The sequence below is a fragment of the Amycolatopsis echigonensis genome, from assembly GCF_002846615.1.
Lineage (GTDB): Bacteria > Actinomycetota > Actinomycetes > Mycobacteriales > Pseudonocardiaceae > Amycolatopsis > Amycolatopsis echigonensis.
This window is the reverse complement of sequence record NZ_PJMY01000001.1, coordinates 32,640-56,241: the sequence shown is the minus strand read 5'-3', so window position 1 is coordinate 56,241 and position 23,602 is coordinate 32,640. Positions and strand designations below refer to the sequence as shown.

15 protein-coding genes are annotated in these 23,602 nt (G+C 70.8%); 7 read left to right on the top strand and 8 right to left on the bottom strand.

Annotation, left to right across the window (positions count from 1 at the left end; genetic code table 11):
- Positions 1-265: 265 nt before the first annotated feature.
- Positions 266-1,768: a glycosyltransferase family 39 protein gene (locus ATK30_RS00225; RefSeq protein ID WP_244194441.1), complete on the bottom strand. Its 1,503-nt coding sequence runs from the start codon at positions 1,766-1,768 to the stop codon at positions 266-268.
- Positions 1,769-1,968: 200 nt separating this feature from the next.
- On the opposite strand from ATK30_RS00225, the gene ATK30_RS00220 reads away from it, so the two are divergent.
- A complete protein-coding gene (locus ATK30_RS00220; protein ID WP_244194440.1) occupies positions 1,969-3,174 on the top strand; it encodes a L,D-transpeptidase in 1,206 nt (401 codons plus the stop codon).
- 334 nt (positions 3,175-3,508) lie between these two features.
- Complete coding sequence (locus ATK30_RS00215; protein WP_101433705.1) at positions 3,509-4,246, top strand: VIT1/CCC1 transporter family protein; 738 nt, start codon at positions 3,509-3,511, stop codon at positions 4,244-4,246.
- 155 nt (positions 4,247-4,401) lie between these two features.
- Here ATK30_RS00215 and ATK30_RS00210 read toward each other — a convergent pair whose 3' ends face one another.
- The 3 genes from ATK30_RS00210 to ATK30_RS00200 form a co-directional block, all read right to left on the bottom strand.
- Positions 4,402-6,435 (bottom strand): phosphocholine-specific phospholipase C, encoded by a 2,034-nt coding sequence (locus tag ATK30_RS00210; protein ID WP_101433704.1) that lies wholly within the window; start codon positions 6,433-6,435, stop codon positions 4,402-4,404.
- A gap of 49 nt (positions 6,436-6,484) precedes the next feature.
- Positions 6,485-8,071, bottom strand: a complete 1,587-nt coding sequence (locus ATK30_RS00205; RefSeq protein WP_101433946.1) for a phospholipase C — start codon at positions 8,069-8,071, stop codon at positions 6,485-6,487.
- 243 nt (positions 8,072-8,314) lie between these two features.
- Entirely contained in the window at positions 8,315-12,328 is a 4,014-nt protein-coding gene (locus ATK30_RS00200) for a Pls/PosA family non-ribosomal peptide synthetase (protein WP_101433703.1), read from the bottom strand.
- Positions 12,329-13,004: 676 nt separating this feature from the next.
- Between ATK30_RS00200 and ATK30_RS00195 the strand changes: the two genes are divergently transcribed.
- Positions 13,005-14,570: a N,N-dimethylformamidase beta subunit family domain-containing protein gene (locus ATK30_RS00195; protein ID WP_244194439.1), complete on the top strand. Its 1,566-nt coding sequence runs from the start codon at positions 13,005-13,007 to the stop codon at positions 14,568-14,570.
- A gap of 88 nt (positions 14,571-14,658) precedes the next feature.
- Here the strand turns inward: ATK30_RS00195 and ATK30_RS00190 are convergent, their stop codons facing one another.
- Positions 14,659-15,480 (bottom strand): ZIP family metal transporter, encoded by an 822-nt coding sequence (locus ATK30_RS00190; RefSeq protein ID WP_101433702.1) that lies wholly within the window; start codon positions 15,478-15,480, stop codon positions 14,659-14,661.
- A 332-nt stretch (positions 15,481-15,812) separates the two neighbouring features.
- On the opposite strand from ATK30_RS00190, the gene ATK30_RS00185 reads away from it, so the two are divergent.
- Positions 15,813-16,256: a DoxX family protein gene (locus tag ATK30_RS00185; RefSeq protein ID WP_101433701.1), complete on the top strand. Its 444-nt coding sequence runs from the start codon at positions 15,813-15,815 to the stop codon at positions 16,254-16,256.
- Positions 16,257-16,352: 96 nt separating this feature from the next.
- Here ATK30_RS00185 and ATK30_RS00180 read toward each other — a convergent pair whose 3' ends face one another.
- Entirely contained in the window at positions 16,353-17,750 is a 1,398-nt protein-coding gene (locus ATK30_RS00180; protein ID WP_101433700.1) for an aldehyde dehydrogenase family protein, read from the bottom strand.
- 8 nt (positions 17,751-17,758) lie between these two features.
- Positions 17,759-19,294, bottom strand: coding sequence for a GMC family oxidoreductase (locus ATK30_RS00175; protein WP_101433699.1), 1,536 nt, complete (start codon positions 19,292-19,294; stop codon positions 17,759-17,761).
- A gap of 95 nt (positions 19,295-19,389) precedes the next feature.
- Here ATK30_RS00175 and ATK30_RS00170 point away from each other — a divergent pair, with 95 nt between their 5' ends.
- On the top strand, positions 19,390-19,851 hold the full coding sequence (locus ATK30_RS00170) for a GbsR/MarR family transcriptional regulator (RefSeq protein WP_244194438.1): 462 nt from the start codon (positions 19,390-19,392) through the stop codon (positions 19,849-19,851).
- A gap of 98 nt (positions 19,852-19,949) precedes the next feature.
- Here the strand turns inward: ATK30_RS00170 and ATK30_RS00165 are convergent, their stop codons facing one another.
- Positions 19,950-20,981 (bottom strand): LacI family DNA-binding transcriptional regulator, encoded by a 1,032-nt coding sequence (locus tag ATK30_RS00165; RefSeq protein ID WP_341867331.1) that lies wholly within the window; start codon positions 20,979-20,981, stop codon positions 19,950-19,952.
- A 165-nt stretch (positions 20,982-21,146) separates the two neighbouring features.
- Here ATK30_RS00165 and ATK30_RS00160 point away from each other — a divergent pair, with 165 nt between their 5' ends.
- Both ATK30_RS00160 and ATK30_RS00155 read left to right on the top strand, forming a co-directional pair.
- The gene (locus tag ATK30_RS00160; protein ID WP_101433943.1) at positions 21,147-22,076 is read left to right on the top strand and encodes a TIM barrel protein; all 930 of its coding nucleotides are present in this window, start codon (positions 21,147-21,149) and stop codon (positions 22,074-22,076) included.
- 77 nt (positions 22,077-22,153) lie between these two features.
- Entirely contained in the window at positions 22,154-23,602 is a 1,449-nt protein-coding gene (locus ATK30_RS00155; protein ID WP_101433697.1) for a sugar porter family MFS transporter, read from the top strand.

The following is a 23,602-nucleotide window of genomic DNA, read 5'->3' as shown; positions in this document are numbered from 1 at the left end:
GCGAGGTCGTCCAGCTCGCCCCCGGTTGTGCGCCTGGGCCTGCATAGTCAGGCCGTGCGAGCGGGCGTCCAAAGTGGACCAGTGAGCCGCGAGGGCTTCGTTGGCGGACGGCGCACCGAAAGCGGCGGCAATGCGCCGCTTCGGAGTCCGGCGCGCCGGGCCATTGGCTGCACTGCGAACGGCGGTACTTCGTCCGGTTGGCTCCGGGATCTACCGGGTGACCGTCCTCGGATACGACCGGGCCTTTCCGGTCGAGACGGTGGACTCAGTAGAACGTCCTGAGCCGGGGCCAGATCCGCGACCACGGCTCGGAACTGGGAGAGCACAGCGAAATCGCGGTGCCCTGTTCGTCGTTGGGCAGCCCGGCGCCGTTGTCGTTGACGGCGATTCGCTGGCAGTCGCCGAACGCGGCGAGGATCGCGGGGCGGAGTTTGCCGACGAACAGGACCGGGCCGGTCATCGTGTCCGGTGGCGGGCCCCAGTCCGCGTAGGACATGTGGTTCGAGTACGGCCGGGGCAGGCCGAGGGCCGGGCCGAAGCGTTCGAGGGCGCCGGCTTGGCCGTAGTTTCCGGTGAGGAGCACCGCGGTCGCCCGTTGGTCTGGTGGGATGCGCTGCCAGGCTCGGGCAACGGTCGAGGCGAGTTCCGGCCAGCCGACTTGTTCGCCCTGGTCCTTGTTGAACGCCAGGACCGGACCGCGAAGTGCCGCGACCGGGAGCACCGGCAGCCCGATGACGACCGAGATCACGGCCCCGGCCGCGGCGAGGATCCAGGCCCCGCCGCGTCGGCGTGTCCCGCCCTGGGACAGCCAGCGCAGCGCGGGATCGGTGCCCGCGGCGAGCAGGATCAGCAGCAGCGGCACCGCGTAGTACGGCTTTCCGCCCACGAGCAGCAGCATCAGGCATGCCACCGGATAGCTCAGCGCGAACGCGCGCGCCCACCGCAGCTCCGGAGCGCGCCAGAGCCGGACGAGGCCGGAGATCCACACGGGCACGAGCACGGGGGAGAGGTAGACCAGTTGCATCGGCACGAAGAGCAGGCGGTTCTTCGTGCCGTCGTCGGCGCTGATGCCGCCGGCGACGGTCAGCATCGGGAATCCGTGCCTGATCTGCCAGAACAGCTGCGGCAGCATGAGCACCACCGCGACGGCGGCTCCGGCGATCGTCCAGCCGCTGGCGAACACCGCACGCGGTCCGGTGCCGAGCAGGGCGATTCCGAGCGCGGCGAGCAGCACGAGCACGAGCCACTTGTTCTCCGCCCCGACGCCGGCGGCCGCGCCGATCGCGAGCCACCACCGCCGGTCGCCGGTGCGCAGCAGCCGGAGGCCGAGGAGCCCGATGGCCGTCCACATCACCATGTCCACGCTGTTGGTGGACAGCATGTGCGACACCACGAGCACGTATCCGGACAACGCCGTCGCCGCGGCGGCGGCGAACTGTGCGCGGCGGTCGCCGCCGAATTCCCGTGCGACGAGGGCGACGAGAACCGTGGTCGCCGCGCCGCACAGCGTCGCGACCACTCGCAGCCCGCTCGGAGTGTCGCCGAACAGCGTGGTGGCGGCCCTGGCCAGCAGCGGGGTGATCGGCGGCTGGTCGACGTAGCCCCAGGCCGGACGGTTGCCCGCGGCGATGAAGTACAGCTCGTCGCGGTGGAACCCGTAGCGGCCGGACAACGCGGTCAGCACGGCGATCTGCACGACGGCGACCGCCGCGACCGGCCGGGCGGCGAAGCGGGGCAGGGTCGATCTCGGCACAGCGACTGCGGTCACGAGCGAACCCCTTCTGCGCGAGGGAGGGGCAAGAATACCGGCGAAGTTCTGGCGACGTGCCTGCTTTTCCGTTGATTCGTCCGTACGCGGAAATCGCGCAACTGATCGCTTATCGGACATCGAGACACAGAGCGCCGGCGCGGGGCGAGAGAAATGTCATTGTGATGCAACGTGCGGCTCGGTGGGACGTCTGACTGGACGTGAGAGCGATCCGCATTGCCGGCCTCGGCTTGGTGGCCTTCCTGCTGGCTTCATGTAGTGGACAGACCGACGTCGAGGGGGCCGCGCGCGCGGCCGGAACAGCCGGGACGACGACAGCGCCCGCGGTACCGGCCGCGACCGTGGCGTTCGCGCCCTCGGACCAGCTGAGTCCGAAGGACCCGATCGTCGTCAAGGCGTCGGGCGGCACGCTGCAGGCGGTCAAGGTCGTGAACCCGCAGACCGGCAACAGCGTGGCGGGCGATCTCTCGCCGGACAAAACGACGTGGACCAGCTCGGACCACCTCCGGTACGGGGCCACCTACCAGGTGGTGGCCACCGCGGTGAACCAGGCGGGCATGCCGACCGAGCAGCGCGGGGAGGTGCACACCCTCAAGCCCGCCGGGGTCGCCACTCCTTCGCTGTTCCAGCCGGCGTCCGGCGATTTCGGCGTCGGGCTCGTCATCGGCCTGAAGTTCGATCACGACATCGCCGACAAGGCCACGGTGGAGAAGTCCTTCAAGGTGACGTCCTCGCCTGAGCAGGACGGCGGCTGGTACTGGGTCAACAAGCACGAAGTGCACTTCCGGCCCAAGGACTACTGGAAGGCCGGCTCGACGGTGAAGCTCGAGACCACGACCTTCGGCATGCCGATCGGGGGCGGCCTGTACGGCGGCCCGGACGTCTCGGCCACCTACAAGGTGCACGACTCCTGGATCGCCAAGGCCGACGGCAAAACCCACCAGATCACCGCGTACCACAACGGGCAGCTGGTGAAAACCGCGCCGATCAGCATGGGCAAGACCGCCGACACCCCGCCGCGCGGCCCGACGCCGACGTTCAACGGCACCCACACGGTGCTGGCCAAGGTCGACCACACGATCATGGACTCCTGCACCTACGGCGTGTGCGAGGGCGACCCCGGCTACTACAAGGCGCCGGAGAACTGGGACGTCCGGATCTCCAACGACGGCGAGTTCATGCACGAGAACCTGAAAACGGTCGGCGTGCAGGGCAGCGACAACGTCTCCAACGGCTGCCTCAACATGAACACCGAGAACGCCAAGTGGTTCTTCGACAACTTCAACGTCGGCGACGTGGTCGAGGTGACCAACTCGGGCGGCCCGCAGCTGGCCATCGACAACGGCCACGGCGACTGGGCGATCAGCTGGAGCGACTGGCAGGCGGGCAGCGCCCTCCGCGGCTGAACCCCGCGGTACGCGACTCGGAGCAGCGCTGAGCGACGACGCACGGCCGGGCAGAGTGCCCGGCCGTGCGGTCGTTCTCGGCCCCGAACGGCTTGCCGAGAGCGGCGGCGGGGCGAAAATCGACGCCTCGGCGGCGGACAGCGACCGCTCGCCGCCGCACGGACGGAAACCTCGTGCGGATGCTCCCCGGCCGGACCTGACGGAGGCGCTGTCGGCCTGAATCGCTTGTGCCACCGGTAATCCCGGCTTGGCCCTGGCGCTGCGCCCCGCCCCGTGAGGCGACCGCCCCGGCTCCGACAGGCGAGGCGCGGGCGCCCCGGCCAGAATCAACGACATGACCCCGCATCCCGATCCCGAGAACCGGGCCGGTCTGGCCGCCGGCTGGGCCGCCCATCGGCACCGCGACGTCTCGGGCGGGTGGCTTCGCCCGACCGTGTTCGGCGCGGTCGACGGACTGGTCACCAACGCCGCCTTGATCGCGGGCGTCGGCGGCGGTGGCGTGGCTCCGCACACGATCGTGCTCACCGGGCTGGCCGGGCTCGTCGCCGGCGCGTTTTCCATGGGGGCCGGCGAGTACGTGTCGGTGACGAACCAGAACGAGCTGGTGCACGCGGAGGTCGCGCTCGAGGCGGAGATGCACGCGCGCTATCCGCAGCAGGAGCACGAGGAACTCGTCGACCGGTTCGTCTCCTACGGCGCCGACACCGACACGGCGCGGCGGATGGCCGAGGCCATCGCCCGCGATCCGGACCAGGCGCTGCGGCTGCACACCCGCGAAGAACTCGGCGTCGACCCGCAGGACCTGCCTTCCGCGCTGCTCGCCGGCGGCGCGTCGTTCGTCGCGTTCTCCCTCGGCGCGCTTCTCCCGCTGCTGCCGTACCTGTTCGGCGCCAGCACCCTGGTCGCCTCGCTCGTGCTCACCGCGATCGCGCTGCTCGCCGGAGGGATGACGGTCGGCAAGCTCACCGGACGTCCGCTGCTGCACTCCGGACTGCGCCAGCTGGTCCTCGGCGCGCTCGCCGTCGCCGTCACCTACGGCATCGGCCAGCTCATCGGAGCGCCGGTCGCCTGACCGCGGCTCCGGCACCGGCATCGAACCGGTGCCGGGGATCTCCGGTCCACAGTGGACTCGGGGGACGCGGACTCTCTGCGATTGCGGAGAAGGCTCGGCAGAACCAAGCCACGCCCGCGCGAGCCGGTGCCGGCCGGCTCGCGCGGGCGAACGCGTCAGCGCTGGTTGATCGCCGGGTCGCTGGCGCTCGGCTTGCCGGTTTCCACGTGGCCCGCCAGCGTCCGGCGGAACGCCTTGTCGCGGTCCGAGGTGATCACCACGTCGTACCAGCCGTAGCTCGCCGACGGGTCCACGACGTGGTCCGCACGTCCGCCGGGGGCGAGCCGGTAGGTGGCGGTCCGCTGGTGTCCGTACTGGTCGGCGACGGTGAGCGTGACCGCGACGGCACCGTTGTTCACCAAGGCGAGGACGAGACGGCCGTCGGCTTCGCGGGTGCTGACCTCCGGGCCGGGCGCCGCGGCGCCCGCGAATTGCCGGACGAATCCGTTGGGGCCGTGCACGGTGAAGTCGTAAGCGCCGAGCACCGGCCAGGTCCCGGTGAGCGTCTTGCCCGCTTCCACCGTGTAGGACCACGGGCCGCCCGGGGTGCGCGGCGAGGTGACGAGGAACCCGGCGCCGGCTTGGCCGCGGCTGGCGAATTCGACGGTGAGCTTGCCGTCGCGCACGGCTCCGTCGGCCGTCAGCCGGTAGGGCAGCGCGCGGGCCGGACGGAGCCCCGGCTCCTGCTTGGGCAGCGACGGGTGCGCCGGCGGGGTGGGCACGTAATCGGGGTGGCGGTTGTGGTCGGGCGGGACGTAACCGCTGGTGCTGGGCAGCGCGGGCACGCCCGAGTCGGCCCGGCCGAAGTCGAATGCCGAGGTGAGGTCCCCGCACACCGCCCGGCGCCACGGCGAGATGTTCGGCTCGCGGACGCCGAAGCGGGCTTCGAGGAACTGCAGGATCGACGTGTGGTCGAAGGTCTGCGAGCAGACGTAGCCGCCGGTGCTCCACGGCGACACCACGATCATCGGGACCCGCTGCCCGAGGCCGTACGGGCCGGGGACGCCGTCCTTGCCGCGGTACATCTCGGCGCTGACGTCCACAGTGGACGCGCCCTGGGCCGGGGTCGAGGCCGGGAACGGCGGGACCACGTGGTCGAAGAAGCCGTCGTTCTCGTCGTAGGTGATCAGCAGCGCGGTCTTGCTCCAGACCGCCGGGTTCGCGGTCAGCGCGTCCAGCACCTGCGAGAGGTACCAGGCCCCGTAGTTGACCGGCCAGTTCGGGTGCTCGGTGAACGCCTCCGGCGCGACGATCCAGGACACCTGCGGCAGCCGGTTCGCGGCGACGTCGGCCTTGAGCGCGTCGAAGTAGCCGCCGGACTTGGCGACGTTCGTTCCCGTGCGGGCCTTCTCGTACAGCGGGCTGCCGGGCGCCGCGGTGCGGTAGTTGTCGAAGTACAGCAGGGAGTTGTCGCCGTAGTTGCCGATGTAGGCGTCCTGGACCCACCCCCACGAACCAGCGGCGTCCAGCCCGGTTCCGATGTCCTGGTAGATCTTCCACGAGACGCCGGCCGCCTCCAGCCGCTCGGGGTAGGTGCGCCACGAATACCCGGCTTCGGCGTTGGTGATCACCGGGCCGCCGCCGGCGCCGTCGTTGCCGGTGTACCCGGTCCACATGTAGTAGCGGTTCGGGTCGGTCGGGCCCATCAGCGAGCAGTGGTAGGCGTCGCAGAGGGTGAACGCGTCGGCCAGCGCGTAGTGGAACGGGATGTCGCCGCGCTCGAGATAGGCCATCGTGGTCGCCGACTTGGCCGGGACCCACTTGTCGTAGGCGCCGTTGTCCCACGCCAGGTGGCCGCTGTTCCAGTCGTGCGGGAGGTCCTGCAGGAACTGCAGCCCGAGGTTCTTGGCGTCCGGGTGGAACGGCAGCACGTCCTTGGTCCCGTCGGACTGGTACCAGACCGGTTTGCCGCTGGGCTGGGTCACCGGGCGCGGATCGCCGAATCCGCGCACGCCGCGCAGCGTGCCGAAGTAGTGGTCGAACGACCGGTTCTCCTGCATCAGCACGACGACGTGCTCGATGTCCCGGAGGGTGCCAGTGCGGCGCGCGGCCGGGATCGCGGCCGCCCTGGCGATGCTGGAGGACATCGCGGTGAAGGCGGCGGTGCCGCCGGCCAGCTGGAGAAAACGTCGGCGGTCCATGCCTGTCATCGGGTGCCTCCTGGTTTTGTCGTTCCCGGCTTCGGATGCGGTGGCCGGGTCAGTCGTCGACGCGCTGGCCGGTCTTCGGGTCGAGGAACAGCCGGCCCGCCGACGGGGCCTTGAAATTGAACAGCCCGTCGAGGCTGCCCGCTCGCGCGTCGAAGGACGAGTCGCCGATCCGGCCGAGGCTCCAGTTGTCCTCGACGAACTTCAGCACCGACGTCTGGTCGGTCACCGCGTGGTCGACGTGGTTGCGGTTGGCCCAGGGGGAGATGACCAGCAGCGGCAGCCGCGGCCCGTAGCCGCAGCGGCCCTTGTAGCCGCCCATGACCTTGGCCGGGTCGTGCCCGCACTGGCCGGCGCCGGTGAGGGTGTCCTCCGCGCTCTGCGACTGGTTCACCAGGGGTCCGGCCTGGTGGTCGTACCAGCCGTCGGAGTCGTCGTAGGCGAGGACGACGGCGGTGTCGCGCCATTCGGGCAGCTTCTGCAGCCGGTTGATCGTGTCGGCGACGAACTGCTGCTCGTCGATCGGGTCCGAGTAGCCGGCGTGGCCGTCCTGGTATCCGGCGGCCTTGAGGAAGCTCACCGCGGGCAGGTGGCCGCTGTTCGCGCCCGCCCAGAAGTCGGTCAGGTCGTACTGGTGGTTGGCCTGGTCGGTCCGGCCGATCATCGCGGGCGAGCTCGGCGGCAGGTGGTGCGGGTTCGCGGTGGACGGGTAGTACTGGAACGGCTCGTGGTGCGGGATGTAGTCGCCCTTCCAGCCCTTCTGGCCGGTGTTGCCCAGCGCCGCGCCGACCGGGTGGCCGCCCAGCATCGAGCCGTCCGGCTGCGTGACCGTGCACACCGCGGTGCCGTCGGCCTTGCGCTGCGCCGGCTTGAAGCCGCCTTCGAACCAGCCCCAGGTGACGTTCTTCTCGTTCAGCAGATCGCCGACGTTGCGGCCGGAGAGGCGGACCTGGTCGCGCGAACTGCAGTCGTCGCCGAGCGGCTGCGGGTCGCCGACGATCGTGTTCGCGATGGTCTCGCCCTCGGGGAAGGGCTTGCCGCCCGGCATCCGCTGCGCCGTCACGCCGTGCGTCTGGCCCGAGACCAGGTTGACCGCGCCCGGCGTGGACGGGCCGAACGTGGTGCCGTAGGAGTTGTCGCTCATCGCGAAGTGCTGCGCGTAGTTCCACATCGCGGTGACGGTGTTGCCGTCGTAGTAGTCCATCACCTGGCGCTTCTCGCAGCCCGGGTCGCCGTTGCCGACGGTTTCGATGAACTTGTCCATCTTGTAGTTGTCGTACGCGGCCTGCTCGTCCTTGTACTCGTGGTCCTGGTCGCAGGTCAGCGCCTGCGCCGGGCCGAGCCGGCGCGGGTTGGACGAATTCGGGTTGCGGGTCAGCAGCTGCGGCGTCAACCCGTTGACCTTGGGCGTTTTCGGATTCGCCTGGAAACGCTGCCCGTCGGTGTTCGCCGCGTGGGGATAAGTGCCGAAGTAATGGTCGAACGACACATTCTCCTGGTAGATCACGACCACGTGCTTGATCGGCGTCGCGGTGCCTGACGGCGTCGCGGAATCGGCCGTCCCGGGGGCCATCGCCGCCGCGACGGTCAGCGCCGCCGTCGCCGCGACACCGCCCGCCACCCGGGTGATCTTGGACATTTCCACGGTGCTTACTCCTCGCGTCCGACCGGGCACTACCAGCTGTTTTGCCGTACCTGTCAACCGATGTCTACGGCGCGAAACCCTCACTGCCGCACATGAACGCCAGATGTCCGGAGCGCAACCGGCATGGCGCACGGCTCGCCAATTCTGGGTGTCGCGCTGGTGCGGGAAAAGGGATTCGATGCGGAGGAATGAGACATTTTCCCCGGGTGCGTTCGGGCGTTTCGCGGCGGCGCGGGATCAGCGGGCACGGACCTGCCTCGCCTCCTGCCGCGGGTCGGACACGAGCCGGGGCTGCCGCTGGATTCCGCGCGCCGGGATTCCCTGCCAAGCCGTCTCCGCGGGGAGGTGCTCGCCTTTCATGACCAGCGACATGGCCTCGACGGTGGCGCCGTCGCCGACGGCGCTGTCGTAAAGGACGACCGAGCGCGCGCCGATGCTCGCGCCGGCCCGCACGTCGATGGCGGACATTTTCATCACCCGGTCCTCGAAGAGATGCGTCTGCAGCGAGGTGGCGGCGCCGACGCAGGTGTCGTCGCCGAGCCGGACGAGGTCGAATTCGGTCAGGAACGTGGTCGAAATCCAGCAGCGTTTCCCGATTTTGGCCCCGAAGAGGCGCAGTGCCGGTCCCAGCAGCGGGGTTCCGCTCAGCGCGCCGAGCAGCGCGGGCACGGCGGCGGTCTCGTACAGCGCGGTGACGAATTCGGTGCGCCGCACGAACCGGCTCCACAGGGGTTCGACGCGCGGCCGGTAACGCCCGACGACGACCCACTTGACCGCGGCCACCGCGAGCACCACCGCGAGCCCGCCGAGCAGCGCGGACAGCGGAGTCGCCAGGACGGTCGCGAGCGGACCGGCGTTCTGGGCCGTCCACAGCTGCAGGAGCAGGACGAGATAGCCGCCGGCGGCCAGCATGCTGCCGGGCACGACGATGCGGAAGAACTCGATCACGAACCGCTCGAACACGCGAAGCCTGCTCGGGCGGAAGGTGAGTTCGTCGGAGTATTCGCCGCTGTCCTGGCGGCGGGGCAGGCGGATCGGCGGGGTGCCGAGCCAGGAGGTGCCGTTCGGGATGCCGTCGTTCGGCGCGCTGGTGTGCACGCCGATCAGGCAGCCGTCGCCGACGGTGGTGCCGGACCGGAGGAACGCGGCGTTGCCGATGAAGGAACGACGTCCGACGGTGGTGGGGCCGAGCGCGACCTGTCCGTGGCAGTAGGTGGCGCCGCCGACCGCGGCCATGTCGGCGACGAAGCTTTCCGCGCCGAGGGTCAGCAGGCCCGGGTCGAGGTGGGACGCGGTGGAGACCTCGGACCGCGGCCCGATGCGGGCGCCGAGGCTCCGCAGCCAGCCCGGGGTGTACAGCGTCGAGTAGAGCGAGTTCGTCGCGGCCAGGCTCGCCTGCAGGAGTTTGTCCGCGATCCACTTGCGCAAGCCGAACGGCGAGGCCACCGGGTGGATGCCGCGCGGGGTGACCGGCAGGACCAGCCGCTTGCCGAGGAACACCACCAGGCAGGTGGTGGCAACGGAAACCGGCCCGGCGGCGAGGCACGCGAGCCAGCCGCCGGCGGCGCCGTAGGTCAGGTACATCCAGCTGCCGAGCGCGATGGACGGGGCGAGGAAGATCAGCGGCAGCAATTCGACGAACAGCCACGCCGCGAGATAGCCGGCCCGCATCGGACGAGAGTGGTCGCGGCTCGGCCGTGCGCGCAGCGCGGCGATGAGCGGGTCGACGTGCGCGCACTGCCGCGACGGGGAACCGGACCAGTACTGCCCGGCCGGGATCCGCTGTCCGGCGGCCGCCGCCGACATTTCCGCGAGCCCCGCCCCGGCGCCGAGCTCCGCGCCGGGTTCGACGACCGCGTTCGCGCCGACGAAGGACTGCGCGCCCAGCGCGACCGGCGCGATGTGCACCCGGTTGTGCTTGACGTGAAAGGCTTGCACGCGTGCGCCGTACCCGACGCTGACGTCGTCGCCGATGGTCAGCAGCGACGGCAGGGACAGGTTCGCGCTCGCGAGCTGGCAGCGGCGCCCCACCCGGGCCCCGAGCAGGCGCAAGTACCACGGCAGCAACGGCGATCCGCTCATCGTGCCCAGCGGGGCGAGTGCGAGCAGGCCTTGGGTGAGCCACACCCGGAAGTACGCGGCGCTCCACAATGGATACTCGCCGGGCGCCACCCGGCGGGACAGGAGGCGTACTCCGACGACGGGGAGCAGGAACCGCGCGACGACGTACGCCACCGGCGCGACCGCGACCAATGCCCATACCGAGCCCAAAGAGAGCACTCCGGCGGACTGGCCGAGAATCACCGCGACCGGCGCGCCGAGAAGGAGGAGGAACACCGAGATCGCACCGAGCTGCGCCGTGCCCCAGCCGAACAAGCGTCCCGTGCTGGTGCTCCGCGGCCGGGACTTGCTGGGGAGCCGGTGCGCGGGCGCCCGTTCCGCCAGAGTGGCGGCCAGGGCACGGATGGTGGGGTGGGCGTAGACGTCGGCGACGGACACCTCGGGCGCCACGCCGCGTTCCCGCAGGATCGAGACGGCACGGGCGGCCAGCAGCGAATGCCCGCCGAGATCGAAGAAATCGGCGGTCACCGACACCTCGGCCGCGGGCGTGCCGAACAATTCGGCCCAGACCGCGACGAGGGCGCGTTCCGCCGGGGTCGCCGGGGCCACCGCGGCGGTGGCGCCGGAGCGGAACCGGGCGCCGGACGGGCGGGGGAGCCGGCCGCGGTCGACCTTGCCGCTGGGCATCATCGGGAGTTCGTCGAGCGTTTCCACGTAACCGGGGATCATCGCCGCGGTCAGCCGCTGCCGCAGGACTCCGTGCAGCCGCCCGATGACGGCCTGGCGGTCGCGCGCGCCGCGGGTGAACGTCAGGTACGCCACCAGGTCTTCGGTGGGGGCGTCCGGGTGCGGCGCGACGGCCGCGCCGGCTACCTGCGGGTCTTCCAGCAGGATGCTCTCGATTTCCTGCAGGTCGATCCGGTGGCCGCGGATCTTGACCTCGCTGTCGGCCCGCCCGAGGTATTCGATCTCGCCGCCGGGGAGCACCCGGCCGAGGTCCCCGGTGCGGTAGAGCCGTCCGCCGCCGGTGATCCGCGGGTCGTCGAGGAAACGCTCGGCGGTCAGTTCCGGCCGGTTCAGATAGCCGAGCGCGACGCCGGGCCCGCCGATGCAGATCTCGCCGACGGCTCCGTCCGCGACCGGCTCCAGCCGTTCGTTCAGCAGGACGATCCGGTAGGTCGGCAGGGCGCGGCCGATCGTCACCGGCCGCCCGGGCAACAGCTGGCACCAGGTCGCGGTCACGGTGGCTTCGGTCGGGCCGTAGGTGTTGAGCATCCGCCGACCGGGCCGGCTCCAGCGCTGGACCAGTTCGGCCGGGCACGCTTCGCCGCCGACCAGAAGGGTGCGGATGCCGGGAAGATCGCAGTCGATGGTCGCGAGCACCGTCGGCACGCAGTACAGGATGGTGACGCGCTGGTCCCGCAGGAAGCGAGCCAGGCCGGAGCCGATGCGGTCGGCCCCGGTCGGCCCGGCGACGAGCGTCGCCCCCGCCGCCCAGGTGGGCCAGACCTCCTCGACCGAAAAGTCGAAGGCGATGGTCATGCCCTGGTAGACCCGGTCGGTGCGCCGGACGCCGTAGATGCCCGCGACTACCTCGATGAAGTTGCAGATGCTCGCGTGGCCGACCGCGACGCCCTTGGGCCGCCCGGTGGAGCCGGACGTGTAGATGACGTAGCACGGTTCGGCCCCGGGCGGCGGCAGGCGCGGCCGGGCCGGGCTCGCGTGGCCCATTTCGGCGGCCAGTTGCTCGGGGCGCAGCATCGGGCAGCGGACGCCGGCGGTGGCGGCCTCCAGCCCGGCGCTGACGACGAGCAGGTCCAGTGCCGCGTCTTCGGCGACGTAGCGGACCCGGTCGGCGGGCGCGGCCGGATCGATCGGGACGAACGTCGCGCCGGTTTTCAGCACCGCGAGCAGCGTCAGGTACATCGGCACCGAGCGCGGCACCAGGATGCCCACTCGCTGGCCCGGCCGGACTCCCCGGCGCAGCAGGACGTGGGCCATGCGGTTGGCGCGCTCGTCGAGCTGGCGGTAGGTGAGCCGGTCCGGGCCGCATGCCAGTGCGACGGAGTCCGGGGTTTCGTCACAGGCGCGTTCGAAGAATTCGTGCAGCCGCACCGGCTGCCTCGCCCGGAGCGGCACCGTGCCGAGGCGCGCGGTGTCCTCGACGGAAATCGACAAATCCTCGCTCAACTGGCTATCCGTTCTGCGATAGGGGAATTCGCGGACGGGCGCGGCATTGCGCCTGGGGCCGGATCTTCGATCCGCACCGCGGTGCCGTCTTCGATGCGCACCGCAGGCGAGTTGTCCGCCGAGGCGCATTCCGGCACATTTTCTGTCCTGGCCCGCGGCAGTCCCGAATCGAATTCCGGTACTGCCGCATGTGCCGACCGCGCGCGCATATCCTCGCCTTTCCGGCGATTTCGCCGGTCAGTTCGGACATTTCTCCGCGGCCGGTGGAACGTGCGTCCGTCTCGGGTCCGGAACCGCGCGGAAGACCGGGCGGCGCCGCCGGCGAGCGCGCCGAGGCCCGTCAAGGCGATCAGGCCCCGGCGGCCGGGCACGGCACTGCCGGCGAACGGACTGGACCGCTTCCCGCGGCGTGCTTCACCGCATGCGGGGTCATGACAGCCTTCTCCTGGTTCGGACGCTCCGGGGTCAATTGCCGGGGCAGGCTATGAACCGTTCGCTGTGAGGAGACTGAGAACCCGAAGGCCGGGAACGGTTTTCCGGCGGCCCCCGGAATCCGAGCTGAAGTTTCCCTGAATTGTCCGCGCACGGCAGGGAAAAGAGTGACCATTGCGTGCCGCGGCGACCGCTGTGCGTGTCGGAAGTGCGAAACGGCGTGAGGAGGCCGACACTTGCCGGTGTGCGCGTGCGGAGAGAGTCGTCGTTCTGGGTCGTCGTGGCCTCGGTGCTGCTGATTGCCGGCTGCAGTGCCCCGCCGGACCGGGTGGCGCCGTCGCCCGCTCCCGGTCCCGCTCCGGGGAACGCGCCGGGGTTCGCCTCGCAGGACGGCACGCCGGGATGGGAGATCACGCATCCGGGGCGCGAGCACGCCATCGAAGGCTTCGCCGATCACACCAGCGTGCTGCCGGGCACTGTCGTGCACTTGTTCGTCAGCACCACGGCGGCGCACTACACGGCGACGGCGTTCCGCATGGGCGGCTACCGCGGCTCGCCGGCCCTGCGGATCTGGACTTCGCCGCGCGAGGCGGGATCCGTGCAGGCCCGGCCGGTCGTCCAGGCGCCCACCAGCACGGTCGTGGCGCCTTGGCGGCCGTCTCTCGAGGTGCGGACCGACGGGTGGCAGCCGGGGGACTACTTGCTGCGATTGGACGGTGACAACGGGGCGCAGCAATTCGTGCCGCTCACCGTCCGCAGCCGTTCGAACGCGGGAAAAATCGTGGTGGTGAACGCGGTCACGACGTGGCAGGCGTACAACCAGTGGGGCGGCTACAGCCTCTACGACTCGCCGAGCGGGCGAAAGGCGCAACGTTCCCGCGCGGTCTCGTTCGACCGGCCGTACCAGGCCGCGGACATGCAAGGCGCGGGAGATTTCCTCTACTTCGAACTGCCGTTCCTGCGTTTCGCCGAAGCGAGCGGCCTGCCCTTGGGCTACGCCACCGACGTCGACCTGCACGCCGACCCGCATCTGCTCGACGGCGCCCGCGCGGTCGTCACCCTCGGCCACGACGAGTACTGGTCCGCCGCGATGCGCCAGCACGTCACCGCGGCCCGCGACCAAGGCGTGAACCTGGCTTTCCTCGGCGGCAACGAAATCTACCGGCACATCCGGTTCGCCCCGACCGGGCTCGGTCCCGACCGGCTCGAGATCGACTACAAATCCTTCGCCGAGGACCCGTACCACGTGAGCGATCCGCGGGAGGCCACGCCGGAATGGCGTTCGCCGCCGTTCCCGCGTCCGGAAAGCGTGCTGCTGGGCAATTACTACCACTGCAACCCGGTCCAGGCCGCGCTCGTCGCCGCCGACGACACCAGCTGGCTGCTGGCCGGGATCGTCCACAACGGACAGACGTTTCCCGGCCTGGTGGGCAACGAATACGAACGGGTCGACCTGTCCGTCCCGACCCCGCGGCCGATCCAGGTGCTCTTCCACTCGCCGGTGACCTGCGGGGGACACCCCGATTTCGCCGACACCAGCTACTACACCACTTCCAGCGGTGCGGCGGTGTTCTCGGCCGGCACGCAATACTGGATCTGCGCACTGGACCCCGGCTGCCCCCAGGACCACGCGGACCGCACGGCGAACGCGGCGATCGAGGCCATCACCAGCCGCCTGCTGAACGCCTACGCGCAAGGCCCGGCAGGCCGTGCGCACCCCGCCGCGGACAACCTCGCCGCACTCCACGTGCCGGGCGCGCAGGCCAATCCGCGCCCGACTTTGCCGCCCGACAACTCCGGAACCGGGTGATCCTCCGGGTGCGGTTCCGGGAAAACTGTGCGGGGCTCGGACCGGACCGAACGTCTCGCCCGCTGGCGGCTGGCTTCGCGCGGGCCGGTCAGGCTCCGGCGGCGGTGACGATCGCGTCGGTGGCGAAGCCGAGGACCAGGCCGAGGAACAGGCCCCACGTGGTGATCACCTTGAGCGCGGATTTCCGTGCCACCGCGAGCAATTCGACCACGACGTACAGGATGGAGCCCGCCGCGAGCCCGAGGAACGCGATGGAGAGGGTGTCGTTGACGAAGCTCTGGCCGACCAGGGTGCCGAGGAACGTGGGCCCGCCGCCGATCAGGCCGAGCAGGGCCAGATAGCCCCAGGAGGGCCGCTGGCCGGTGAGCGGCGCGACGATGCCGAAGCCCTCGGTCGCGTTGTGCAGCCCGAAACCGATCACCAGCAGCACCGCGAGGCTGAGTTCGCCGCCCGCGGCGGAGTTGCCGATCGCCAGTCCTTCGGCGAAGTTGTGCAGCCCGATGCCGATCGCGATGGTGAGCGCCAGCCGCCCCGCCGGCCCGCGCGCGGCCGCCCCGTTCAGTTCGCCGGCCGCTGCGGTTCCGGGACCGAACGAGCGCGCCGCTTTTTCGCGCCGCGCGGCGGATTCGTCGACATAGGCGAGGCCGAGCAGGCCGATGCCCAGCGCGACCGCGAGCACCGCGCCGTTCCCCGCGGCCGAACCGGCGCGGTCGTGCGACAGCGCCGAGTCGATCGGCTCCCACGCGTGCGCCAGCACGTCCCAGAGCAGGAAGATCAGGATTCCGGTCGCGATGGCGTTGAGCAGCGCTTTCATCCGGGGCAACGGCGTCCGGAGCCGGCCGAGCGGCAGGCCGAGGAAGATGGTGAGCCCGGCGATGCCGCCGAGGAGGGCGATCTGAGCGGAAGACATGGGAGTTCCCGGTTCTGCGAAGGGGGCGGAGCGCCAGGACCGTAACCTCAGCTGAGCCTTCCCTAACAGAGGTGTCCCGAGTTTTAACCGTCGGCTTGCCCGGGCGGGGGTGATTCAGGGGCTGATGTCCGGAAAATTCCGCGCTCCGTTCGGGACTCCCGCGGTGCGGAGTTCGTGCAGGCCAGCGCATCCGGAACGGCGTCGCGAACCGTCCGGCCAAGATCCAGTGCCGGGTGTGTCCCGGTTTGACCCGCATCACAGCCTCTGGACGGTTCCGCGGCCTCTCCTTACGGTAGGCGAGCCTTGCCTAACTTTCCCGAGGAGTAGCACCCATGCCCCAGCCCAGTTCGACCGTCGACAAGGCCGCTCCCTTCGCCATCGGCCTGTTCCGCCTCGTCATCGGCCTGCTTTTCGCCGCGCACGGCGCCGCCTCGCTCTTCGGGGTTTTCGGCGGCGCGGTCGGCACGAACGGCGGAACCGTCGCGGCCGGAGCCTGGCCGTCCTGGTACGCGGCGGTGATCCAGCTGGTCTGCGGGCTGCTCGTCGCGGCAGGCATGTTCACCCGCAGCGCGGCGTTCCTCGCCTCCGGTTCCATGGCCTACGCCTACTTCGTCGTCCACCAGCCCGACGGGCTTCTGCCGCTGCAGAACCACGGCGAGTCCTCCGCGTTGTTCTGCTGGGCGTTCCTGCTGCTCGTCTTCACCGGTCCGGGGGCCGCCGCGCTGGGCTCGCTGGTCCGCCGCCCGGCCGCGCCGCCCGCCGCGGCAGCGGCCTGACGACCCGCGGCACCGGCCGGATCGCGGCCGGTGCCGCGGAATTCCCGTCTCTCGCGACTGATTTTCCCGGCAGTCCAAGGACAATCCGGTGCTGCGTCATGCGGTGAGGTGGATCGACGCCGGGCGCGTGGCGGCGTCGTAGGCGGCGCGGGCGCCGGTGGCTCCCATGCCGCTGTCGCCCGCCGGTTCGTACAGCCGCTCCGGGCCGCCGCCCTGCCATTGGTTGATCCAGACGACACCGGCCGGGATGCGCGCGGCCGCCTCGATGTGCGCGGGGTCGTGGGTGTAGACGGTGGCCGCCAGGCCGAATCGCGACCGCGAGGCCCGTTCGATCCCTTCCTCGAACGAGTCCACCGTCACGACCGGGGCGATCGGTCCGAACGTCTCCTCCGTCATGACGAGCATCGACTCGTCCACGCCGGTCAGCACGGTCGCCGGGTAGAAGTAGCCCGGGCCTTCCGGCACGACTCCGCCGATGCGGACCTTCGCGCCGCGGGCGACGGCGTCGTCGACGTGGCGGCGGACGATGTCGCGCTGCCGTTCGTCGGCGAGCGGGCCCAGCACGTCCCGCACCGGGTAGGCCCGCGCGGCGTCCACCAATGCGTCGACGAACGCGGCGGCGAGATCGCGGTGCACGTAGATCCGCTCCATCGAGGTGCAGATCTGGCCGGTGTTGACAAAGGCGCCGAACGCCACCGCGGCGGCGGTGGCCGTCGGATCGACTCCGGCGTCGACCACGACGGGGTCTTTGCCGCCGAGTTCGAGGACCGACCGGTGCAGCAGCCGTCCGGTCGCTGCCCCGATGTCCCGGCCCGCTTCGACAGAGCCGGTGAAGTGCACGAGCTGGATCTGGTCGTGCTCGGCCAGCGGCTTCCCGGCCCGCGCGTCGCCGAGGACGAGGTTCAGCACGCCGTCCGGCAGGTCGGTCAGCAGTTCGAACAGGCGCACGGTGGACATGGGCGACCGCTCGGACGGCTTGACGACCACGGTGTTGCCCGCGGCGAGAAGGGGGCCGAGCGCGCCGAGCACCATCGGTACCGGGAAGTTCCACGGCGTGATGACCGCCGTGGGGCCCAACGGGTTTCGCACGATCCGCGTGCGGCCCCCGCCGGGACTGTCCACTGTGGTGTCGAAGTCGTAGGACAACGCCTCGGACGCCGAATGTTTGAGCCCGGCCACCGCGGCGTCGATGAACGACTGTCCGATCGCGACCGGCTTGCCCATCTCTCGGCGTTCGAGCTCGGCGAGTTCGGCGGCGTGTTCGGCGACGACGTCGGCCCAGCGGTGGATCCGGGCGACGCGGTCGGCCACCGGCAGCGCGGCCCACGCCGGTTGTGCTCGCGCCGCTGCCTCGACGGCGAGCTCGACGTCGGCGGCCGAGCCGGCGGGGAAACGGGCGATCACCGCTTCGGTCGCGGGGTCGGCCAGGTCGAGCACGGCCTCGCTCGCGGAGTCCCGCCATCGGCCGCCGACCAGGTTGCGCAGGGTCTGCATGGTTCTCCTCAGTCGAGCCGGTCGGCCATGGCCTCGCCGAGCATGATCGTGGCGAGGTTGGTGTTGGCGCGGGGGACGGACGGGAAGACCGACGCGTCGACGACCCGCAGGCCGTCCACGCCGAGCACCCGGCACGCCGGGTCGACGACCTCGCCCATCCGGCAGGTGCTGGTTCCGTGCTGCGCGTCGACCACGGTCGCGAGGAGGTGGTCGTCCAGTTCGGCGTCGTTGTCGAGGACCCGGAACAGCTCGGGGTTCGCGCCCTCCACAGTGGACGCCAACGCGGGCGCGGTTTCGGAGCCGCGGGCTAGTTCGGCCAGCTTCCGCACGCCTTCGCGCAGCCGCGCCAGGTCGCGTTCGTCGGAGAGCATCCGCTCGGCGACCTGCGGCTGGGCCGTCGGATCCGCCGACGTCAGGGTCAGTTCGCCGCGGGAGTGGTTCTGGTTGAGCCAGACGCCGAAAGCTCCACTGTGGACACCCGGGTCGGCGGCGGCCATTGCGAGCACGTTCTGGTTCAGGGAGACGAACATCAGGTCGTCGGAGAACTCGCCGGTTTCGCTGGTCCAGCGGACGCAGACGTTGGTGTGGCGGTCGTGCGGGGACTTGACGGCCGCCGCTTCGGTCAGCGGCAGCGAGATCAGCGCCATCGGGTGGTCCTGCAGTCCTTGTCCGACCGGGAGGTCCTGGCGGACCTCGATGCCGAGCGAGGCCAGGCACCGGGCCGGGCCGATCCCGGACCGGAGCAGGATCGCGGGGGAGTGGATCGCGCCGGCGCTGAGCACGACAGTGTCCGCGTACTCGTCGACGGCGGTGCCGCTGGCGATCACTCGGACGCCCACGGCCCGGCCGGAGTGGAACAGCACCCGGTCCACGAGGGCGTCGCCGCGGATCGCGAGGTTCGCCTGGCCGCGGGCGGGTTCGAGGTAACCGTCGTTGACCGACACGCGGCGCCCGGCGCGGGAGTTGATCGGGTAGGGCGAGACGCCGGTCGCCCCGGGCGCGTTGACGTCCGCGGCCCACGGGTGGCCGGCGGCGAGTGCCGACCGGGCGAGCGCCGCGTCGACGCCGCCCCAGCGGTCCTGCGGCGTGCGGTGGATCGGCGTCGGCCCGCCTCGCCCGTGGTAAGGCTCGTCGCCGAACTCCTCGTCGTCTTCGAGGCGGGCGAAGTAGGGCATCACGTCCTGCGGCGACCAGCCGGGCAGAGCCCAGTCGGTGAAGTCGGCCATCGGCGGGCGGATGGCGATCTGCCCGTTGATCGCCGAGCTGCCGCCGGTGCCCCGGCCGCGCCAGTAGGGCGCCGCGGGCTGCTTCTCGGTACGGGTGGCGTCGAGGCCCTCCCACACCATGCCGGCGGCGGCCGTGGGGTGCATCAGGGCGACGGCCGGGTTGGGCGAGCGCCATTCCTCGGGTGTCCGCGCCGATCGGCAATCCGCGCCCGCTTCCAGCAGCAGCACCCGTTTGCCCTGCTCAGCGGAGCGGACCGCGAGCGCGGCTCCCGCCGATCCCGCGCCGACCACGATCAGATCCCAGCCGTCTGCACCCATTGAGTCCTCCGGAGTCGCTCGAAGGACTAAACTGTGCGCCACCCTGTGAGTTCAGTCAAGACTGAATGTTCACTTGAAAATGAACGGAGGTGGCCGTGCCCGCCGAGGAGGACGAGCTCGTCGAGGACTTCGGCGTCCACATCGGGCGCGCGATGGGATGGCCGCCGATGGCGGGCCGTGCCGCGGCCCTGCTGATGCTGAGCGAAAAGCCGCTCACCCTGGCGCAGTTGCAGGAGGGACTCGACGCCAGCAAGGGCTCGGTCTCGGAGACCACGCGCCTCCTGATCGTCAACGGCACCGTCGAACGGTTCAAGGAACCGGGCAGCCGCCAGTTCGTCTACCGCTGGCGCGACGACGCGTGGATCGGCTGCCTGCAGCACCAGCTCGGCCAGACCGCCGAGTTGCTGAAGCTGGCCGAACGCGGCCACGAGCGCGGCGCGTCCTTCGACACCGCGCAGCGGGCGCGCCTGACCGACATGCGCGACTACTACCGGTTCATGGTGCGCGGGCTGGAAGACCTGCTGGCCGCGTATACCAAGCAGCAGCAAGGGAAATAGGCTCTCTGCAGCCAGCCGGGGGAGCCGGAGTTGGCGACGTTGCTGCACAGTCGCCTTCCGGCAGGCCGCGCCGAAGCCGCTGACGACCGGGTTCGAAGTCAGTGGACGGCTGGCGGACCCGTCGTCCCGCGGACCACGAGCTTCGGGTCCAGCACCGTCTCCCTCGGTTCGAGGGTTTCGTCCTCCAGCCGGGCCACTGCCTGCCGCACCGCCTGTTCCGCGATCCGGTTCGCGTCCTGGCGGACCGTCGTGAGGTCGATGTAGGACAGGTGCGACAGGTGGTTGTCGTCGTAGCCGACGACGGAGATGTCCTTCGGCACGTCCAGTCCTGCGGTGGCGAAGGCGTGCATGAGGCCCACCGCGCATCGGTCGTTGCCGGCCAGCACCGCCGTCGGCAGCCGGTCTTCGCTCAGCAGCTGCCGGGCCGCCGCCATTCCGGCTTCTTCGGAGTACGCGCCGGGGAGGACGCGCGCGGGAAGCTTGTGCCGGCGCATCGCGCCGCGGTAGGCGCGGCGGCGGTCGGGGGCTCCGGGGCCCTTTCCGCCGTCGACGTGCACGATCTCTCGGTGGCCCAGTTCCGCCAGGTGGTCGACGGCCTGGCGGACGCCGACCGTGTCCGCGGTGTGCACGCTGTCCAGATGTGCTCCCGGGACGCGGCGGCCCACCGAGACGGCGACCGTGCGCCGGCCGAGTTCGGCGAGATACGCCTGCTCCGACTGCGAGCCCAGCAGAATGACCGATTCGCAACGATGGCTCAGGAGTGCTTCCACCGCCTTGCTTTCGTCGCGGCCGGGCGCGGTCGCGGACAGCAGGACGTCGTAGCCGAGCCGTTCGGCCTCCGGATAGATGCCTTCGACGAGATCGGCGTCGAACGGCTGGTGCACGGTCAGCACCACGCCGAGCGTGCGGCTGCGGCCGCGGGCCAGCAGGCGGGCGGCGTTGTCCGGGCGGTAGCCCAGTTCGTCCGCGGCGGCGAGCACCCGCTGGCGAGTGGCCTCGCTGGCGCCGGGCTGATTGCGGAACACCAGGGACACGAGCGCGCGGGAAACGCCGGCTTTGGCGGCGACGTCGACCATCGTCGGACGGCGCGGCTTGCCCGCCGTTTCCTCGCCGGGCGGCTGCTCGGGCACGGCGTCCCTCCTCTCGTCGGCGTTCCGGCGGGATTCTTCCAGGCTCTTGACAGCCCGCTGTGACAGCCAGCATAGTTCACCGCACTAGAGCGCGCTAGTAGAGCGCACTAGATGACCACGACCGTCCCTTTCCCCTGAAGTCCGGGAGGACCCGCCGTGACGACGATGTCCCGTATCACCGCCGGAAACCTGTGCCTGGGTTCGGCGCCCGACTCCTGGGGGATCTGGTTCCCCGAGGACGAGCACCAGGTCCCGTGGACCCGGTTCCTCGACGAGCTGGCCGGCGCCGGCTACCGCTGGTTCGAGCTGGGCCCCTACGGCTATCTGCCCACCGATCCGCGGGAGCTGGCCGACGCGGCCGCCGCGCGGGGCCTGCGGGTTTCCGGCGGCACCACGTTCGGCGCGCTGCACCGTCCCGAGGCGTTCGAGGAGACGGTCGCGACGGCCCGCCGGGTCGCCGCGCTGACCGCCGCCACGGGCGCGCACCACCTGGTCTTCATCCCGCCGATGTACCGCGACGAGAAGACCGGCGCGTACACCGAGGACCCGCGGCTGACGGCCGAGCAGTGGAACTCGCTCGGCGGCCGCGCGAACGAACTGGGCCGGATCCTGCTGGAGGAGTACGACGTCCGGCTGGTGCTGCATCCGCACGCGGACAGCCACATCCAGACCCAGCCGGAGATCGAGCGGTTCCTGAACGAGACCGACTCCCGGTACGCGAACCTGTGCCTCGACACCGGCCACGTCGCCTATGGCGGCGGGGACAACCTCGACCTGATCCGCCGGTTCGGCGAGCGCGTCGGGTACGTGCACATCAAGCAGATGGACCCGGCCGTGCTCGAGCAGGTCGCCGCGGAAGGGCTGTCGTTCGGCGAGGCGGTCAAGCGCGGCGTCTGCGTCGAACCGCCCGCCGGAGTGCCCGATCCCGCCTCGGTCGTCGACGCACTGTCCACACTGGACGCGGAGCTGTTCGTGATCGTGGAACAGGATCTCTACCCGTGCGCCGCGGAGGTTCCGCTGCCGATCGCGGTGCGCACGCGCGAATATCTCGCCGCGCAGGGGCTGAGCGGCAGCACTCGCCCGCGTCTGGGCTGAACGCTTTCCGGGGAACCACAGGGAACTTACTGATCCGCGCCAGTGGGGTCTGGCGCACGGGGCAATGGAGCACCCACATGAATCAGGTCCGGGCAACGACGCCGCCTGCCGTGCCGCTCGACGAAAAGGGACCGCATTCCCGCCGGCTGCGGCTGGTCACCGTGATAGCGACCTTCGGCGGCCTGCTTTTCGGCTACGACACCGGGGTCATCAACGGCGCCCTGCCGTACATGAAGACCGACCTCGGCTTGTCGCCGTTCACCGAAGGACTCGTCACGAGTTCGCTGCTGCTGGGCGCCGCGCTCGGCGCGGTGGTCGGCGGGCGGCTGTCGGACCGGCGGGGCCGCCGCCGGAACATCCTGATGCTGGCCGTGATCTTCCTGATCGGCACGCTCGGCTGCACGCTCGCGCCCACCACGGCGATCATGGTGCTCAGCCGGTTCGTCCTCGGCCTGGCCGTCGGCGGCGCGTCGGTCACCGTGCCGACGTACCTCGCCGAGGTCTCGCCCGCCGAGCGGCGCGGGCGGCTGGTCACCCAGAACGAGCTGATGATCGTCTCCGGCCAGCTGCTCGCGTTCACGTTCAACGCGATCATCGGCAACTCCTTCGGGGAAACCGGCGGGGTCTGGCGCTGGATGCTCGTCATCGCGACGCTGCCCGCGGTCGTGCTGTGGTTCGGCATGCTGGTGATGCCGGAAAGCCCGCGCTGGCTGGCCTCGAAGGACCGGTTCGGCGACGCGCTGGCCGTGCTGCGGCAGGTGCGCTCCGCGCGGCGGGCCGAGGCCGAACTCGCCGAGGTGCGGCAGCTGGCGATCGAGGACAAGAAGTCGCAGACCGGCGGCCTGCGCGATCTGGCGACCCCGTGGATCCGGCGGCTGGTGCTCGTCGGCATCGGGATCGCGATCGTCCAGCAGATCACCGGCGTCAACTCGATCATGTACTACGGCACGCAGATCCTCACCGACGCCGGGTTCTCCGCGGACAGCGCGCTGACCGCGAACATCGCCAACGGGGTGATCTCGGTGCTCGCCACGTTCGTCGGGATCTACCTGCTGGGCAAGGTGAACCGGCGGCCGATGTTGATCGCGGGCCAGGTCGGCACCACCGGCGCGCTGCTGCTGATCGGCGTGTTCTCGCTGCTGCTGCCCGCCGGGGAAGGCCGCGCGTACGTCGTGCTCGCGCTGACGGTCACGTTCCTCGCCTTCCAGCAGGGCGCGATCTCCCCGGTCACCTGGCTGATGCTCTCGGAGATCTTCCCGCTGAAACTGCGCGGGTTCGGCATGGGCATCGCGGGACTGGTGCTGTGGCTGACGAACTTCGCGATCGGCCTGACGTTCCCGATGCTGGTCGCCGCGCTGCACATCTCGACGACGTTCTTCATCTTCGTCGGGCTCGGCGTCGTCGCCATCACGTTCGTGGCGAAGTACGTCCCGGAAACCCGCGGGCGTTCGCTGGAGACGCTCGAAGTCGAGCTGCACAGCCGATTCGACCGGTCCCAGCCGGTCGCGGCCGGAAAGGAGAACTGA